This window comes from Variovorax sp. V213 (assembly GCF_041154455.1).
GTDB lineage: Bacteria > Pseudomonadota > Gammaproteobacteria > Burkholderiales > Burkholderiaceae_C > Variovorax.
In genome coordinates this window covers 1,675,603-1,693,502 of record NZ_AP028664.1, presented here as the reverse complement: position 1 = coordinate 1,693,502, position 17,900 = coordinate 1,675,603, and the positions used below count along the sequence as shown (strand labels likewise).

The 17,900-nt window shown below is 68.0% G+C and carries 10 protein-coding genes; 4 read left to right on the top strand and 6 right to left on the bottom strand.

Translation table 11 applies throughout. The annotated features are described in order from the left end of the window. Positions 1–21 precede the first annotated feature (21 nt). Genes ACAM55_RS08155 through glpD form a run of 3 tightly spaced genes read right to left on the bottom strand, consistent with a single transcriptional unit; the run spans position 22 to position 3,841 of the window. Positions 22–1,092: an ABC transporter ATP-binding protein gene (locus ACAM55_RS08155; protein WP_369655527.1), complete on the bottom strand. Its 1,071-nt coding sequence runs from the start codon at positions 1,090–1,092 to the stop codon at positions 22–24. Between the two features lie 2 nt (positions 1,093–1,094). After that, positions 1,095–2,168, bottom strand: a complete 1,074-nt coding sequence (locus tag ACAM55_RS08150) for an ABC transporter ATP-binding protein (protein WP_369655526.1) — start codon at positions 2,166–2,168, stop codon at positions 1,095–1,097. Beyond that, positions 2,168–3,841, bottom strand: coding sequence for a glycerol-3-phosphate dehydrogenase (gene glpD, locus ACAM55_RS08145; RefSeq protein ID WP_369655525.1), 1,674 nt, complete (start codon positions 3,839–3,841; stop codon positions 2,168–2,170). The genes ACAM55_RS08150 and glpD overlap by 1 nt, the downstream gene beginning before the upstream one ends. A 121-nt stretch (positions 3,842–3,962) precedes the next feature. On the opposite strand from glpD, the gene ACAM55_RS08140 reads away from it, so the two are divergent. Then, positions 3,963–4,730 carry a DeoR/GlpR family DNA-binding transcription regulator gene (locus tag ACAM55_RS08140; RefSeq protein ID WP_369655524.1) on the top strand — a complete coding sequence of 256 codons (768 nt, stop codon included), beginning with the start codon at positions 3,963–3,965 and terminating at the stop codon, positions 4,728–4,730. A 72-nt stretch (positions 4,731–4,802) separates the two neighbouring features. After that, on the top strand, positions 4,803–6,296 hold the full coding sequence (glpK, locus tag ACAM55_RS08135) for a glycerol kinase GlpK (RefSeq protein WP_369655523.1): 1,494 nt from the start codon (positions 4,803–4,805) through the stop codon (positions 6,294–6,296). A 21-nt stretch (positions 6,297–6,317) separates the two neighbouring features. Here glpK and ACAM55_RS08130 read toward each other — a convergent pair whose 3' ends face one another. The 3 genes from ACAM55_RS08130 to ACAM55_RS08120 all read right to left on the bottom strand — a co-directional run bounded on the left by ACAM55_RS08130 (position 6,318) and on the right by ACAM55_RS08120 (position 11,343). Next, positions 6,318–7,274, bottom strand: coding sequence for an alpha-E domain-containing protein (locus tag ACAM55_RS08130; protein ID WP_369655522.1), 957 nt, complete (start codon positions 7,272–7,274; stop codon positions 6,318–6,320). Positions 7,275–7,313: 39 nt separating this feature from the next. Further along, entirely contained in the window at positions 7,314–8,813 is a 1,500-nt protein-coding gene (locus ACAM55_RS08125) for a circularly permuted type 2 ATP-grasp protein (protein ID WP_369655521.1), read from the bottom strand. Between the two features lie 79 nt (positions 8,814–8,892). After that, positions 8,893–11,343 carry a DNA internalization-related competence protein ComEC/Rec2 gene (locus ACAM55_RS08120; protein WP_369655520.1) on the bottom strand — a complete coding sequence of 817 codons (2,451 nt, stop codon included), beginning with the start codon at positions 11,341–11,343 and terminating at the stop codon, positions 8,893–8,895. Positions 11,344–11,512: 169 nt separating this feature from the next. Between ACAM55_RS08120 and ACAM55_RS08115 the strand changes: the two genes are divergently transcribed. Further along, positions 11,513–15,052 (top strand): DUF2126 domain-containing protein, encoded by a 3,540-nt coding sequence (locus ACAM55_RS08115; protein WP_369655519.1) that lies wholly within the window; start codon positions 11,513–11,515, stop codon positions 15,050–15,052. An 83-nt stretch (positions 15,053–15,135) separates the two neighbouring features. Further along, entirely contained in the window at positions 15,136–17,889 is a 2,754-nt protein-coding gene (locus tag ACAM55_RS08110; protein WP_369655518.1) for a circularly permuted type 2 ATP-grasp protein, read from the top strand. Positions 17,890–17,900: the final 11 nt, after the last annotated feature.

Here is a 17,900-nt window from a genome sequence, read left to right as displayed (position 1 = left end):
TGGGGCGGCCCTGCGCTGCGCTCATGCCACCAGCTCCTCGTCCTTGTAATAGCAGGTGTGGGTGTCCAGCACCCGCAGCCACACGGTGTCGCCCACTGCCGGCGGCTGGTCGTCCGAGTGCAGCCGTACCTTGACCACGCCGCCGTCGATCTCGGCGCTCAGCATCGCGTGCGTGCCGATGTCCTGCACCTGCTTCACCACAGCCGGCACGGCACCGGCGGCGCCCGCGTTCGACAGGCGCAGGTATTCGGGCCGGATGCCGATCTTGAGCGCACCCTGCGGCAGCTCGCGCGTCGGCACGAGCGGTGTGCCCGCGACTTCGAGCGCGCCGTTCGCGCTCTTCGCGGACAGGAAGTTCATGCCGGGCGAGCCGATGAAGTGGCCGACGAAGGTGTGGGCCGGGCGCTCGAACAGCGCCTCGGCGCTGCCCACCTGCACGGCCTTGCCGCGCGTCATCACCACCACCTCTTCGGCGAAGGTGAGCGCCTCGACCTGGTCGTGCGTGACATAGATCAGCGTGAGCTTCAGCTCGCGGTGGATCTGCTTGAGCTTGCGCCGCAGCTGCCACTTGAGGTGGGGATCGATCACCGTGAGCGGCTCGTCGAACAGCACCGCCGACACGTCGCTGCGCACCAGCCCGCGGCCGAGCGATATCTTCTGCTTGGCGTCGGCCGCGAGGCCTGCAGCGCGCTGGTTGAGCTGCCCGCTCATGTCGAGCATCTCGGCGATCTCGCCCACGCGCTTCTTGATCTGGTCTTCCGGCACCTTGCGGTTGCGCAGCGGAAATGCGAGGTTCTCGGCCACAGTCATGGTGTCGTAGATCACCGGGAACTGGAACACCTGCGCGATGTTGCGTTCCTGCGGCGTGGCGCGCGTCATGTCGCGCCCGTCGAACGTCACCGTGCCCTGCGAAGGCACCAAGAGGCCCGAGATGATGTTGAGCATGGTCGTCTTGCCGCAGCCCGAGGGGCCGAGCAAGGCGTAGGCGCCGCCGTCGCGGAAGCTCATCTTGAGCGGCAGCAGCGCATAGTCGCTGTCCTGCGTGGGGTTGGGCCGGTAGGCGTGCGCCAGGTCGAGATCGATGCGAGCCATAGCTAGTTTCCTTTGCGCCATGCCGGCGCGAGCGCCAGCTTTTCGCCGGCATCGAACACATAGGCTTGTGACGCGCTGAAGTACAGCGTGATCGGCGTACCCAATTCGAAGCGGTGCACCCCAGTGAGCTGCGCCACCAGTTCGCCCACCGCCGTGTCGACGTGAACGAAGGTGTCGGAGCCGGAGATTTCGGCCAGCTCCACCTTGCCGGGCAAGGCGATGTCGCCCTCCCCCGCGCCGACGTTCAATGCGCTTGCACGCAGGCCGACCGTGACCGAGCCCGAAATGCTTTCGGGCACGGCCAGTGCCAGCGCCGGGCCGCCGGCCAGTTGCACCCGGCCCGCCGTTGCGGTGCCGGGCAGCAGGTTCATCGGCGGATCGCTGAAGGCGCGCGCCACGCGCAGCGATTGCGGCGCATGGAACACCTCGGCGGTCGGGCCGTACTGCAGCAGTTCGCCCGCGTCCATCACGGCCGTGTAGCCGCCCAGCAGCAGCGCCTCGCCAGGTTCGGTGGTGGCGTAGATCACCGTCGAATCGCCAGTGGCGAACAGCTGCGTGAGTTCTTCGCGCAGGCCTTCGCGCAGCTTGTAGTCGAGGTTCACCAGCGGTTCGTCGAGCAGCATCAGGGGCGCGTTCTTGGCCAGCGCGCGCGCCAGCGCCACGCGCTGCTGCTGCCCGCCCGACAGCTCGGCCGGCAAACGGTCGAGGAACATGCCGATGTGCAGCTTGTCGGCCAGCGCCTTCACGCGCGCCTCGATGTCCTTCTCGCCGCGCAGCTTGAGCGGCGAGGCGATGTTGTCGGCCACCTTGAGCGACGGATAGTTGATGAACTGCTGGTACACCATGGCCACGTTGCGCTCGCGCACCGGCATGCCGGTCACGTCCTTGCCGTCGACCAGCACGCGGCCCGTGCTGGGCGTGTCCAGCCCCGCCATCAGGCGCATCAGGCTGGTCTTGCCGGCCTGGGTGGCGCCCAGCAGAACGGTGACCGCACCGCTTCTCGGCGCGATGCTCTGTTCGTAGAGCCAGGTTTGCGCGCCGACCTTCTTGGTGACGCGCTCCAGAGTCAATTGCATCAGCGCTTCCCGTTGATCATGTAGAGGTTGTTGGTTGCGCGCGCCTGCAGCCAGTCGGCCACTTGCGCGCGCTCTTCGGCCGTATAGCGCAGGCCGAGCTTCGACCGGCGCCAGAGCACGTCGTCGGCACTCACGGCCCACTCGTTCTCCTGCAGGAAGCGCAGTTCGCGCTCGTGAAGCCCGGGCGCCACCGCTTCGCCCATGTCGGCCATGGACTGCGCATCGCCCAGGAGCTCGGCTACGCGTGCGCCGTAGGCGCGGGCCAGCCGGCGCGCGAGCTTGGCATCGAGCCATGGATAGCGGGCCTGCACCGCGGCCACGAAGCGCTCGAAATCGTCGTCGGGCCGCGTGGCGGCACCGATCCACGCGGATAGATCGCCGCCGGCCAGGAAGGCGCCGTCGGTCCACGCAGGACGCTGCGCGCTCGACTGCCCGAGCATCTTGCCGACCTCGTCGGCCGCGTCTTCGGCCAGCTTGCGGAAGGTCGTGATCTTGCCGCCCCACACCGACAGGAGCGGCGCCGCCGCGGTGTTCGATTCGAGCATGTAGTCGCGCGTGACGGCGGACGGGTCGCCCGACGCATCGTCGAGCAGCGGGCGCACGCCCGAATAGGTCCAGACCACGTCGGCCGGCTTGATCGGCTTCTCGAAATAGCGGCTCGCCTGCATGCAGAGATAGGAAATTTCTTCCTCGGCAATGCGCGCCGCGCCGGGATCGTCGCCGTTCAGCTCGATGTCGGTGGTGCCGATCAGCGTGAACTCGTCCTGGTACGGAATCGCGAAGATGATCCGCTTGTCGGGATTCTGAAAGATGTAGGCATGGTCGTGCTCGAACAGGCGCGGCACCACGATGTGGCTGCCCTTGACCAGCCGCAGGTGCCGGGTGGCCAGCGCCTCGCCCTTGGCCGATTGCGCCACGCCGCGCAGGAACGATTCGGCCCACGGCCCCGCGGCATTGACCACGGCGCGGGCGCGCACCACGCGAATGCCGCCGTCCGCGCCTTCGAGCGTGGCGGTCCAGCCGTCGGCATCGCGCTGCGCATGGACGCAGCGGGTGCGCGTGAGCACCTCGGCGCCGCGCGCCCTGGCATCGATGGCATTGAGCACCACCAGCCGCGCATCGTCCACCCAGCCGTCGGAATAGACAAAACCGCGCTTGAACTGCGGCTTGAGCGGCGCGCCCGCTGCGTGGCTGCGCAGATCGATGCTGCGCGAGCCCGGCAGCACTTCGCGCTTGGCAAGGTGGTCGTACATGAACAGGCCGATGCGGATCATCCAGGCCGGCCGCATCGACGGGTCGTGCGGCATCACGAAGCGCAGCGGCCACATGATGTGGGGCGCGCTCTTGAGCAGCACCTCGCGCTCCTGCAGCGCCTTGCGCACGAGCGAGAACTCGTAGTACTCCAGGTAGCGCAGCCCGCCGTGGATGAGCTTGGTGGACGAGGAAGACGTGTGCGAGGCGAGATCGTCCTTTTCGCACAGCACCACGCGCCAGCCCCGGCCCGCCAGGTCGCGCGCAATGCCGCAACCATTGATGCCGCCACCAACGATCAGAACGTCGCAATCGGTTGCCGGCAGAGGCGAATTGGAGGAGAGATCGCTCACAGAAAATGGGCCCGTAGTTTCGTGACTTCGGTCACAGAAGGGCGCCATTGTATTTTCGCGTCTTTTCATTTGGGTTCCTTTTGACGCGATTTTCCCCCGAGTTTTCCCTTAGAAATCTTCGTTTTCTTTCGCTTTAAAGTGGCGTGGCCTGTACTCTCCTGAGAGTCTTCACGTTCTTTACGACGCCCCTGTGAACTCCAATCCGCGCCAGATCAACCTTCTCGATACCGTGCGCACGCGCGGCTCCGTCACCGTCGAGCAGCTGGCCGACATGCTGGGCGTCACGCTGCAAACGGTGCGGCGCGACGTGCAGCGGCTGGCCGACGAAGGCTTGCTCACGCGCTTTCATGGCGGGGTGCGGGTGCCGAGTTCCACCACCGAGAACATCGGCTACCAGCAGCGCGAAACGCTGCATGCCGAAGGCAAGGCGCGCATCGCGCGGCGCGTGGCCGAGCTGGTGCCCAACGACTGCTCGCTGATCCTCAACATCGGCACCACCACCGAAGCCATTGCCAAGGCACTGCTGCGGCACACGGGCCTGCGCGTGATCACCAACAACCTGAACGTGGCGACCATCCTGAGCGGGAACACCTCGTGCGAGGTGATCGTGGCGGGCGGTTCGGTGCGCCCGCGCGACCGCGCCATCGTGGGCGAGGCCACCATCGATTTCATCCGCCAGTTCAAGGTGGACATCGCACTGATCGGCGTCTCGAGCATCGAGGCCGACGGGTCGCTGCGCGACTTCGACCTGCGCGAAGTGAAAGTGGCGCAGACCATCATCGCGCAGGCGCGCGAGGTGTGGCTCGCGGCCGATGCAAGCAAGTTCAACCGGCCCGCGATGATCCAGCTGGGTACGCTCTCGCAGATCGACCGGCTCTTTACCGACGCCGAGCCGCCACCGCCTTTCACCGACCTGCTGCATGCGGCGCAGGTGCGCCTCGAGATTGCGCGCGGCTGAGCGTGCGCCCCGGACAACAGCGCCAAGAACGCAAGGCAAGCCTCCACGCATGACCAGACTCCAAGGAAACCCATGACCTACCTGCTCGCACTCGACCAGGGCACTTCGAGCTCACGCAGCATCGTGTTCGACCGCGAAGGCCATATCGTCGCCATCGCACAGAAGGAGCTCACGCAGATCTACCCGCAGCCTGGCTGGGTCGAGCACGATCCGATGGAAATCTGGCGCAGCCAGCTTGCGACCGCGCGCGAAGTACTCGTCAAGGCCAAGCTCCAGTCTGCGGACATTCACGCCATCGGCATCACCAACCAGCGCGAGACCACCGTGCTGTGGAACCGCAAGACGGGCCAGCCGGTGCACCACGCCATCGTCTGGCAAGACCGGCGCGCCGAGCCGCTGTGCGCAAAGCTGCGCGACGAAGGCATGACCGGCACCATCCAGGAGAAAACCGGGCTGGTGATCGACGCCTATTTCTCCGGCACCAAGCTGCGCTGGCTGCTCGACAACGTGCCTGGCGCGCGCGCCCAGGCCGAGCGCGGCGAACTCGCCTTCGGCACCGTCGACAGCTGGCTCATGTGGCAGCTCACCGGCGGCAAGGTGCACGTGACCGACGTGAGCAACGCGTCGCGCACGATGCTCTTCAACGTGCACAGCAACGAATGGGATGCAGCCTTGCTCGAGGCGCTCGATATTCCCGCAGCGCTCATGCCGAAGGTACAGCCGTCGAGTTCGCACTTTGCAGATACCGATGCGGCCCTGCTCGGCCGCGCGCTGCCCATCGGCGGCGTGGCCGGCGACCAGCAGAGCGCCCTCTTCGGCCAGGCCTGCTTTGCGGCCGGCATGGCCAAGAACACTTACGGCACTGGCTGCTTCCTGCTGATGCACACGGGTGCGGCGTTCCAGCCGTCGCACAACGGCTTGCTCGTCACCAGCGCCGCGCAGACCGACGCCACACCGCAGTACGCCATGGAAGGCAGCGTCTTCGTCGGCGGCGCCGTGGTGCAATGGCTACGCGACGGCCTCAAGGCCATCAAGGGCAGCGCCGAAGTGCAGTCGCTCGCCGAGAGCGTGCCCGACGCGGGCGGCGTCATGATGGTGCCGGCCTTCACCGGCCTCGGCGCACCCTACTGGGACGCCGACGCGCGTGGCACGATCACCGGCCTCACGCGCGGAACCACGGTGGCGCACATCGCGCGCGCCGCGCTCGAAAGCATCGCCTACCAGAGCGCCGCGCTGCTGCAGGCCATGAGCCGCGATGCGGTCGCGGCCGGCGGCACACCGGTGGCCGAGCTGCGCGTGGATGGCGGCGCGAGCGTGAACGACCTGCTGATGCAGTTCCAGGCCGACCTGCTGGGCATTCCCGTGGTGCGGCCCGAAGTGATCGAGACCACCGCCCTCGGCGCCGCCTATCTCGCGGGCCTGTCGACCGGCGTCTACAGCGACGCGCGGCAGTTGTCGAAGCTGTGGAAGGTGGAACGGCGCTTCATGCCCACCATGGGCCGCGCGCAAGCCGAGGAGTCGATGGCCCGCTGGGAGCGGGCGGTGCGGCAAGCCACCGCCACCTGAGGCGCGTCGGCTCGCGGTTCTTTACTGCGCCGGAACCAGGAAGTCCTGGCTGATGCGCGCGCCCAGCTCGTTCACCCGGTCAAGGAACTGCGTGAGATAGGCGTGCAGCCCGGTCGCAAGAATTTCGTCGACCCGCGCGTACTGCAGGTCGGCCAGGAGCTTGCCGGCGCGGCGCTGGGTTTCGGCGCTCTGCTCGTTCTGCACCTTGGCGAGGTTGTTCACCACCTCGACCAGGCTCGCGTGCAGCGAACGCGGCATGTCGGCACGAAGAATGAGCAGCTCGGCCACGCGCTCGGGCTTGATCACGTCGCGGTACACCTTGCGGTACACCTCGAAGGCCGAGACGCTGCGCAAGATGGCGCTCCAGTGATAGAAGTCGTACTCCTGGTCTTCCTCGGTGGCGGTGCCGAAGAATTCGCTGTTGAGGGCGTGGAACTTCACGTCCACCAGCCGCGCGGTGTTGTCGGCGCGCTCCAGGAAGGTGCCCAGGCGCGAGAAGTAGAAGGCCTCGTCCTGCAGCATGGTGCCCAGCGTGACGCCGCGCGAGAGGTGCGAGCGGAACTTGACCCATTCGAAGAACTGCGCCGGGTCGCGCTCGAAATCGCCGGCGCGCAGCATGCGGTTGACTTCGAGCCAGGTGGTGTTCTGGGTTTCCCAGGCTTCGGTGGTGAGCGCGCCGCGAACCGCGCGCGCGTTTTCTCGCGCGGCCTTGAGGCAGGAGACGATCGAGGACGGATTGCTCTCGTCCTTGACCATGAACTCCATCACGTCGTGGGGCGTGATCTGTTCGTACTTCTTGTTGTACGAGGGCAGCAGCTCGCTGATGGAAAGCACGCCCTGCCAGCCGTACTTGGCCACTTCGGCCGACTGGGGCAGGAGCGAGGTCTGGTAGTTGACGTCGAGCATGCGCGCGGTGTTTTCCGCGCGCTCGGTGTAGCGCGACATCCAGTAGAGGTGGTCGGCGGTGCGTGACAGCATCGTTTGTTCTCCTGATTCCTTGCTTGCTTGCCTGCTGCGCTAGGCCGATTGCGATTGACTTTGCGACTGCGTCGCCTTCGGCTTGGCGCCGCGGTCCGCCTCGAGGATCCAGGTGTCCTTGGTGCCCCCGCCCTGCGACGAATTGACCACCAGCGAGCCTTCCTTGAGCGCCACGCGCGTGAGGCCGCCGGGCACCATCTGCACTTCGCTGCCCGAAAGCACGAACGGACGCAGGTCGATGTGGCGCGGCGCAATGCCGGCGTCGACGAAGGTCGGCGAGGTGGAAAGGCTCAGCGTGGGCTGCGCGATGTAGCCGTCGGGCTTGGCGATCACGGCCTTCTTGAAGTCTTCGATCTCGGCCTGCGTGGCGGCCGGGCCGATCAGCATGCCGTAGCCGCCGGCGCCGTGCACCTCCTTGACGACCAGGTCCTTCATGTTGTCGAGCGTGTACTGCAGCTCGTCCTTGTTGCGGCACATGTAGGTGGGCACGTTCTTCAGGATCGGCTGCTCGCCGAGGTAGAACTCGACCATCTTGGGCACGTAGGGGTAGATCGACTTGTCGTCGGCCACGCCGGTACCCACCGCATTGCAGATGACAACGTTGCCGTCGCGGTAGGCGCGCATCAGGCCCGCGCACCCGAGCGTCGACGTGGGGCGGAACACCTCGGGGTCGAGGAAGTCGTCGTCGACCCGGCGGTAGATCACGTCCACGCGCTTCGGCCCGCGCGTGGTGCGCATGTAGACGAAGTTGTCGCGGACGAACAGGTCTTGCCCTTCGACCAGCTCCACGCCCATCTGCTGGGCCAGGAAGGCGTGCTCGAAGTAGGCGCTGTTGTACATGCCGGGGGTCAGCACCACCACCGTGGGCTCGGCCGTGGCAGCCGGCGCGCTGGCGCGCAGGGTTTCGAGCAGCAGGTCGGGGTAGTGCGCCACGGGCGCGATGCGGTTCTGGTTGAACAGCTCGGGGAAGAGCCGCATCATCATCTTGCGGTTTTCGAGCATGTAGCTCACGCCGCTGGGCACCCGCAGGTTGTCCTCGAGCACGTAGTACTCGCCGTTGCCCTGGGCGTCGGGCGCCCGGACGATGTCGATGCCCGAGATGTTGGAGTAGACGTTGTGCGGCACGCTGACGCCCATCATTTCGGGGCGGAATTGCGCGTTGTTCAGGATCTGCTCGGCCGGAATGATGCCGGCCTTGATGATTTCCTGGTCGTGATAGACGTCATGCAGGAAGCGGTTGAGCGCCGTGACGCGCTGCACCAGCCCCTTTTCCATGCTCTCCCACTCATGGGCGGGAATGATGCGCGGCAGCAGATCGAACGGTATGAGCCGTTCGGTACCCGAACCATCCTCGTCCTTCGCGCCGTACACCGCAAAGGTGATGCCGACCCGGCGGAAGATCATTTCCGCCTCCTCGCGACGCGCCCGCATCACTTCGCCGGGTTGCTTCGCGAGCCATTGGTCGTAGCGCTTGTAGTGTTGCCTGATTGCAGCCCCCGCATAGGGCAACTGCTCATACATCTCATCGAATTTGTGCATGGAACGACCAATCTCCTTGAGCCATAGCTTAGCAAGTTCGAGGCCAGTGAAAGCCCTATGTTGGCGCAGCCACACGTCTTCAAGGCAGGCGGTGGTGCCAGTAACGGGCCTGGCGCTCCCGTTCGCAGCCGACCTCGTCAGGCGCCCGGCTGTGCCATGAAGCGGCGCCGCAGGGCACGTTTTCGACCAGCCGTACGCCGTGCGCAGCATAGCGCTCGACCACCTCCGGGGCCGGATGACCGAAGCGATTGCGATAGCCTGCCTGGACCAGCGCGATGCGCGGGCGCACCGCCTCGAGCAGCACCGCGCTCGACGAGGTCTTGCTGCCATGGTGCGGCGCCAGCAATACATCGGCCCGCAGCGCCGGGGTTCGCGACACCAGCGCCGCTTCCTGCAGGCGCTCGATGTCGCCGGCCAGCAGCGCCGTGGCGCGGCCGTTGGCGACACGCAGCACGCAGGAAATGGCATTGGGCTTGGTGAAGGAAAGGTAGTCGGCGGCCACAGGATGGAGAACTTCGAAATCCACGCCATCCCAGCGCCAGCGCTGGCCGGCTTCGCAGCGCCGGGCCGGGCGCACCGACTGCAGCGTATGCCCGGCTTCGATCGAACTCAGGAGCGCGGCCTGCGGCTGCATCGCGAGCACCGCGGCCGCGCCACCCGTGTGGTCGCTGTCGCGGTGGCTCAGCAGCAGCATGTCCAGGCGTTCGTCGAAGGCGCGCAGCAAGGGCACGAGCACGCGATGGCCGGCGTCGCTTTCGAGGCTGTAGCGCGGCCCCGCGTCGTACAGCAGGCTGTGCGTTGCGGTGCGTACGAGGACCGCGTTCCCCTGCCCGATGTCCGCGGCCAGCAGCTCGAACTCCCCGGCGGGCGGCCGGGGCGCCTGCCACAGCAGCACCGGCAGCAGGAACGGCAAGCCCAGCGTGCGCAGCGACCACGGCAGCCGCATGGCCAGCAGGACGCCGCCCGCCACGCCGCAGGCCGCCATCCACGCCGGCGGAGCGGCCATCGACAGCGTGGCGTACGGCAATGCGGCCAGCCACCGCAGCAGCAAGGCCAGCGCCTGGACCGCCCATGCGGCAACATCCCAGAGCGGCGCCACAGCGGTGCCCAGCATGGCCAGCGGCGTGATCACCAGCGTGACCCAGGGGATCGCCACGGCATTGGCCAGCAGGCCAACCACCGAGACCTGCTGGAAAAGCAGCAGGCCGAGCGGCGTCAGCGCCAGCGTGATCACCCATTGCTCGCGAAAAAACGCCAGCAGCCGCGCCGATGGCCCCCTCTTCTCGTCGGCCGCCCGCATGAAGCCGGTCGTGAACAGCACCCCGACCGCGACGAAGCTGAGCCAGAAGCCGGCCTGCATCAGCGCCCAGGGATCGATGGCCACCACCACCGCCGCGATCAGCAGCCAGACCTGGGGCCACGGCCAGCGCCGCCCCGTGAGGCGCAGCAGCGCCGCGGTGGCCAGCATCCAGGCCGTGCGCTGCGACGGCACGCCCCAGCCGCTGAAAAGCGCATAGAGCCCGGCCAGGAGCACGCCGCCGACCAGCGCGGCCTGCGGTGCGGGAAAGCGCAGCATCAGGCGGCCGCTGCGGCGCCATAGCGCGCCGACCGCATGCGCCGCGAGCCAGGCGAACATGGTGATGTGAAGGCCCGAGATCGACATCAGGTGGGCCACGCCGGTGGCGCGGAAAATGTCCCAGTCGTTGCGCTCGATGGCGCCCTGGTCCCCGGTGACGAGTGCGGCGATCACGCCCGCCTGCCGGGGGTCGGCCACGCGCTCGAACACGGCGTCTCGCACCGCTTCGCGCGCACGTTCGAGGGGGTGCTGCCACGTGGATTGCAGACGTGCCGGCGCCGCGTCGCGAGTCCCTGTCCGCACATAGCCGCTGGCATGCACGCCCTGCTCCCACATCCACAGTTCGCTATCGAAGCCATGCGGATTGAGATTGCCATGCGGCGCCTTGAGCCGGACCGTGAGGCGCCAGCGTTCACCCGCGTGCAGCGGGACGGCTGGGTCTCCCCTGGCCGCGGCTCGCCCTTCGGGAGCACGTCCCCAGAGGCTGGTGTCGTCGCGATACCAGCCGAGTGCGACGCGCGCCGGAACACGCGGTGGCGATGCGAGGGGCTCATCGGCCCAGCGGGCCGATTCCACGTCGAGCCGAAACCGCGTACCGCCCTCGTTGCGCTGGGGCATCTGCGCCACCACGCCCACCACCTGCAGGTCTCGTCCTTCGATGGCCGGGTCCAGTGCGCCGCTCGCATGGGCAGCCGCCCGCCACCCTGCGAGCCCGCCTCCGGCGAAGGCTCCGCAGGCCAGGGCCACGATCACCGGCAGCCCGGCCGGCATGCGCCATGCATGAAGCCAATGAAACATCGGCCGCCATCGCCGCGAGAGCGCGGCCAGCCCCGCGAGGCCTGCGAAGAACAAGGCCGCATAGGCACCCCCGCTCCACAGCCGCGCCTGATGCAACTGCCATGCAGCGCCGAGCAGCGTTCCGCCCAGCGCGGCAAAGGCCCACGACCCGGCCATGACGACACCGGACGCCCGCGCCGGCGTCAACGGCAAACTCCGGAACACATGATGCAAACCCTCCCAGGCCGACGCTCAATGGCGCGTTAATTGCTTTGCTTCTGGGCTAGTATGCGTCTCACAAGAGACATCTTTTCGATGCAATCTCGCAGTACTGCACACAAAACGCATGTCCATTCACGCCGCACTCCACCACGTCACCCACTACAAATACGACCGCCTGGTGCAGCTGGGCCCGCAGGTCGTGCGCCTGCGTCCCGCGCCGCACTGCCGCAGCAAGGTCATCTCGTATTCGCTGCAGGTCGAACCGGCCGAGCACTTCGTCAACTGGATGCAGGACCCGTTCGCCAACTACCAGGCGCGGCTCGTGTTTCCCGAGAAGACGCGCGAGTTCAAGGTCACGGTCGACCTCGTGGTCGAGATGGCGGTCTACAACCCTTTCGACTTTTTTCTCGAGCCGCAGGCCGAGAACTTTCCGTTCAAGTACACCGCCTCGCAGGCCGAAGAACTCGCGCCATACCTCGTCACCGAGGAACCCACGCCACTCCTGTCGGCCTACCTCGACAAGATCGAGCGCAAGGAGCAGCGGACCATCGACTTCCTGGTCGGCCTCAACCAGCAGGTCCAGAAGGACGTCAACTACCTGATCCGCATGGAGCCCGGCGTGCAGACGCCGGAAGAAACGCTCACCAACGGCAGCGGCTCCTGCCGCGACTCGGGCTGGCTGCTGGTGCAGCTGCTGCGCCACTGCGGGCTGGCCGCGCGCTTCGTCTCGGGCTACCTGATCCAGCTGACACCCGACGTGAAGGCGCTCGACGGCCCGAGCGGCACCACGGTCGACTTCACCGACCTGCATGCCTGGTGCGAGGTGTTCCTGCCGGGCGCGGGCTGGATCGGCCTGGACGCCACCTCGGGCCTCCTGGCCGGCGAGGGCCACATTCCGCTGGCGTGCACACCCACGCCGTCGAGCGCCGCGCCCATCGAAGGCGGCGTCGACGAGGCCGAGGTCGATTTCGGCCATGAGATGAAGGTCACGCGCATCTACGAATCGCCGCGCGTCACCAAGCCCTATACCGAAGAACAGTGGGCCGAGGTGCTTGCGCTCGGCGACGCAGTCGATGCGCGCCTCGCGGCCGGCGACGTGCGGCTCACGATGGGCGGCGAGCCCACCTACGTGGCCACCGGCGACCGCGACGCGCCCGAATGGAACACCGATGCGCTCGGCCCCACCAAGCGCGGCTATGCCACCGAACTCGTCCACAAGCTGCGGGCCGAATACGGCCAGGGCGGTTTTCTCCACTTCGGGCAGGGCAAGTGGTACCCGGGCGAGCAGCTGCCGCGCTGGGCACTTTCGATCTTCTGGCGCGCCGACGGCCAGACGCTCTGGCACAACCCCGAACTCTTTGCCGACGAACGCGTGCCCACGCACTACACGAGCGAAGACGCACGCCGCTTCACCACCGTGCTGGCGCACAAGCTCGGCATCACCGAGCGCTATGCGCAACCCGGCTACGAAGACGTTTATTACTACCTCTGGCGCGAACGGCGCCTGCCGGTCAACGTCGACCCTTTCGAATCGAAGCTCGACGACGAACTCGAGCGGGTTCGCCTGCGCCGCGTGTTCACGCAAAAGCTCGACGCCGTCATCGGCTACATGCTGCCGCTCGAACCCGCCAACGCCAATCTCGACGCCCCCGCGCTCGAAGGCCCGGGCTGGAAAACCGGCCCCTGGTTCCTGCGCGACGACCGGCTCTACCTGATCCCGGGCGACTCGCCCATGGGCTACCGCCTGCCGCTCGACTCCCAGCCCTGGGCCAGCAAGGGCGACTACCCCTACCTGGTCGAGCGCGACCCGACCGCGCCGCGGGCCGCGTTGCCGACTTCGGCCGACTACCGCGCGCGCTACGCCGTGCCTGCCGGCGGAGCGATGGGTGCCGATCTTGGCACCGTGCCCTACGAATTCGGTGCGCCGCCCATGGTGCCTGCGGCCCTGCGCATGCAGGCGCCGGGCGGCAGTGGAACCGCGGGCGGCGACGCCGCGGCCGCAGGCGACGGCAAGGCACTGGCCGATGCGGTCGACCGCTCCGCGACGGCGGCCACGCGACAGCCCCAGCGCGGCGAATCGGCCCACTGGGTCACGCGCACCGCACTGTGCGTCGAAGTGCGCGACCCACGCCGCGCCAACGGCCCCTCGGCCGAGAAAAAGGGCAGCGCTTCGGGCGTGCTTTACGTCTTCATGCCGCCGCTCGCGCGCCTGGAAGACTATCTCGACCTGGTCGCGGCCGTCGAGGCCACGGCCGAGCAGCTGGGCATGCGCATCGTGATGGAAGGCTACCCGCCGCCGCGCGATCCGCGCCTGAAGATGCTGGCCGTCACCCCCGACCCGGGCGTGATCGAAGTCAACATCCATCCGGCCCACAACTGGAAAGAACTGGTCGCCCACACCGAGTTTCTCTACAACGCCGCGTTCGAAACCCGCCTCTCGGCCGAGAAGTTCATGACAGACGGGCGCCACACCGGCACCGGCGGCGGCAACCACTTCGTGATGGGCGGGGCCACGCCCGCGGACAGCCCCTTCCTGCGCCGGCCCGAGCTGCTCGCGAGCCTCTTGCTCTACTGGCACAACCACCCCTCGCTGAGCTACCTGTTCTCCGGCATGTTCATCGGCCCGACCAGCCAGGCGCCGCGCGTGGACGAGGCGCGCAACGACCAGGTCTACGAGCTCGAGATCGCCCTGAAGGAAATCGCGAAGAACCGCGAGATCCACGGCCAGAACATGCCGGCCTGGCTGGTCGACCGCACGCTGCGCAACATCCTGATCGACGTGTCGGGCAACACGCATCGCAGCGAGTTCTGCATCGACAAGCTCTACTCGCCCGACTCCAGCACCGGCCGCCTCGGCCTGCTCGAACTGCGCGCCTTCGAGATGCCGCCGCATGCGCGCATGAGCATTGCGCAGCAGCTGCTCATCCGCGCCCTGGTGGCACGCTTCTGGGACGATCCCTACAAGGCACCCGTCACGCGCTGGGGCACCGAGCTGCACGACCGATTCCTGCTGCCCACCTTCGTCAAGATGGACTTCGACGACGTGATCAGCGAGATGCGCCAGGCCGGCTTCGGCTTCGACGTCGACTGGTTCGCACCGCATTTCGAGTTCCGCTTCCCGCTGGTGGGCCAGGTGCAGGCCATGGGCGTGGAGCTCTCGCTGCGCAACGCGCTGGAACCCTGGCACGTGATGGGCGAGGAAGGCTCGGCAGGCGGCACGGTGCGCTATGTCGATTCCTCGCTCGAACGCATCGAGGTGCGCGTCACCGGCCTGAACGAAAGCCGCCACGTGATCACCGTCAACGGCAAGGTGCTGCCGCTGCAGCCCACCGGCACCGTGGGCGAGTTCGTCGCGGGCGTGCGCTACAAGGCCTGGAACCCGCCTTCGGCGCTGCATCCGAGCATCGGCGCCCATGCGCCGCTGACCTTCGACATCGTCGACACCTGGATGAAGCGCTCGCTGGGCGGCTGCCAGTATTTCGTCGCCCACCCGGGCGGGCGCAATTACGACACCTTCCCGGTCAATGCCTACGAAGCGGAAAGCCGGCGCATGTCGCGCTTCACCGAGATGGGCCATACGCCCGGCCTGATGCGCACGCCGCCGGCCACCATCGAACTCGCGGGCAGCCGCGAATTCCCTTTCACGCTGGACTTGCGGCGCTGAGGACCCGGAAAAAGGACGCAAAGGGACATTTGGCACATCGGCCTTCACACCACCCGTGACGGCAATGTGACAATCCATCCCCTGTGGAACCTTTGAACGAATCCCTGTTCGACGCCCAGGCGCTGGAATTTCCAGCCGCCCTGGCGTCCGCGCTCGCCCCGGCTGCCCTGCCCGGCCACTTCGACGAACTGCGCGGCGAGGCCACGCCTGCGGCGCCGGCGCGGCCTGCCTTGGGCATTCCGCCCATGGCGCCAATGACGCCTTTGCTCTACGACGCCGCGGCGGAGCGCCCGGCTGTGGTGCCAGGCACGCCGCAGGCCCCATCCCAAGCGCAAACGCAGTCCCAGGCTGTCCAGCCAGCGCAGCCCCCCAGCGAGAGGCCCCCCCTCACGCCCGCGTGGAACGCCTTCTTCGACCAGCTCGGCCCGGGAGGGTTCGGCGACCTGCCACGGCGCGCGGTCAGCCTGGAGCGGCAGATCCGGGACAACGGCGTCACCTACAACGTCTATGCCGACGCCAACGGGCCGCAGCGCCCCTGGTCGCTCGACCTCTTTCCGCTGATCGTCTCGCCCGAGAGCTGGAGCCAGATCGAAACCGGCGTGCTGCAGCGCGTGCGCGTGCTCGACCGCGTCATGGCCGACGTCTACGGTCCGCAGCAGTTGCTGGCCGAAGGCCTGCTGCCCGCGGCGCTGGTGCGCGGCCACCCCGGTTACCTGCGCGCCCTTCACGGCGTGAAGCCGCCCGGCGACACATGGCTGCACATCGCGGCCTTCGACCTCGCCCGCGGGCCCGACGGCAACTGGTGGGTGGTCTCGCAGCGTACACAGGCGCCGTCGGGGCTGGGCTACCTGCTGGAAAACCGCCTCGCCATTGCGCGCCAGTTTCCGCAGGCTTTCGAGGCCCTGCAGGTACAGCGCCTGGCCGCCACCTACAGCGCCATGATGGACGGCCTGCAGCACATGTGCCCGGCCGGCGTGCCGCCGCACATCGCGCTGTTGACACCCGGACCCTACAACGAAACCTACTTCGAGCACGCCTATCTCGCGCGCTACCTGGGCGTGACGCTGGTCGAGGGCAGCGACCTTACCGTGCGCGACCAGCGGCTCTATCTCAAGACGCTGCAGGGGCTGCGGCCGGTGCACGGGCTCATCAAGCGGCTGGACGACCAGTTCCTCGATCCGCTCGAACTGCGCCCCGACTCCACGCTCGGCGTGCCGGGCCTGCTGCAGGCCATTCGCGCCGGCAACGTGCTGGTGGCCAACATGCCGGGCTCGGCGTTCCTCGAATCGCCCGCGCTGCTGGGCTTCCTGCCCGGCCTTGCGCGCCGCCTCATCGGCGAAAAGCTCAAGCTGCCGGCGCTGCCGACCTGGTGGTGCGGCGAGCGCGCCGCGCTCGAGGCGGTGCTGCCGCAGCTCGGCGATTGCGCCATCAAGCCCACCTATCCCGGCTTCGACGGACAGACCAGCTTCGACGCGGTGCTGGGCAGCCAGCTGAGCCGGCGCCAGCTCGACGAGTGGGCCGGCCGCATCGTGCGCGAGGGCGAAGCCCACACGATCCAGAGCTACCTCCCACTGTCGCAGATGCCCACCTGGGCCAACGACATGGGCCCCGGCCACATCGCGCCGCGCGCGGTGCTGCTGCGCGTCTTCGCGGTGAGCGACGGCGCGCAGTCGTGGCGGGTGCTGCCCGGCGGGCTGGCACGGCTGGCGGGCCGCGATGCGCAGATCGCCTCCATGCAGCGCGGCGGCAGCAGCGCCGACGTATGGGTGCAGACGCATGGCGAGGTCGACCGCACCACGCTGCTGCAGCCGCACGCCACGCCGGCCTCGCTGGCGCGGCACCGCGCGCCCGTGACCAGCCGCGCGGCCGAGAACATGTTCTGGCTCGGCCGCTACACCGAGCGCGCGGAAAACGCAGTGCGCCTCGCGCGCCTCACGCTCAACCTGCTGGGCAGCGAAGACCAGTCGTCGCGCCCGCTGCTCGACTGGCTGCATCGCATGGCGCTGCGCAATGCGCTGGTGCCGGCCGGCGTGCCCAGCGCGCCGCAATCGCGCCGCGTGTTCGAACGCGCGCTGGTCGCCGAGCTCGGTGATGTGGAGCGCGGCGGCAGCGTGGGCTTCAGCCTGCGCTGCATCCGGCAGGCCGCCGCCGCCGTGCGCGAGCGCCTCTCGCAGGACAACTGGAACCAGATCGTGCGCGCCGAAGCCGAGTTTCTGCGGCGCGCGGCCGAGCAGGCCGGCGAAGGCAGCTTTGCCACCGGCGCGGCACTGCGCGCGCTCGAATCCGCCAGCACCGCGCTTGCCGCCATGACCGGCGCGCAGACCGACCGCATGACGCGCGACGACGCCTGGCGCCTGCTGTCGATCGGCCGCCACATCGAGCGCCTGGGCTTTCTCTCGAGCGCGCTGGAGGCCGGCTTCGAGAACGGCGCGGTGCACGAAGTGAGCGGCTTTGAAGCCATGGTGGCGCTGTTCGACAGCACCATCACCTTTCACGCCCGCTACCAGCAGCGGCGCGACGTGGCCACGCTGGTCGACCTGCTGGTGCTCGATGCCGAGAACCCGCGCTCGCTCGCGTGGGTCACGCAAACGCTGCGCGGGCGCATTGCGCGCCTGGCCGGCAGCGCGCCCGGCAAGCTCACCGCGCTGTCATACGAGCTGCCCGATCCGGCCGACTGGACGCTCGAGCATCTCTGCGCGCCCGGAGCCGACGCGAACTACCCTGCGCTGGTCGAGCTACTGGCCAATTGCGAGACGGCGGCCTACCATGTGTCCGACGCCATCGGCACGCGCTACTTCACGCTCACTTCCGAATCGCTGCGCTCCGTCGGAGCCTGATGACGCTCTCT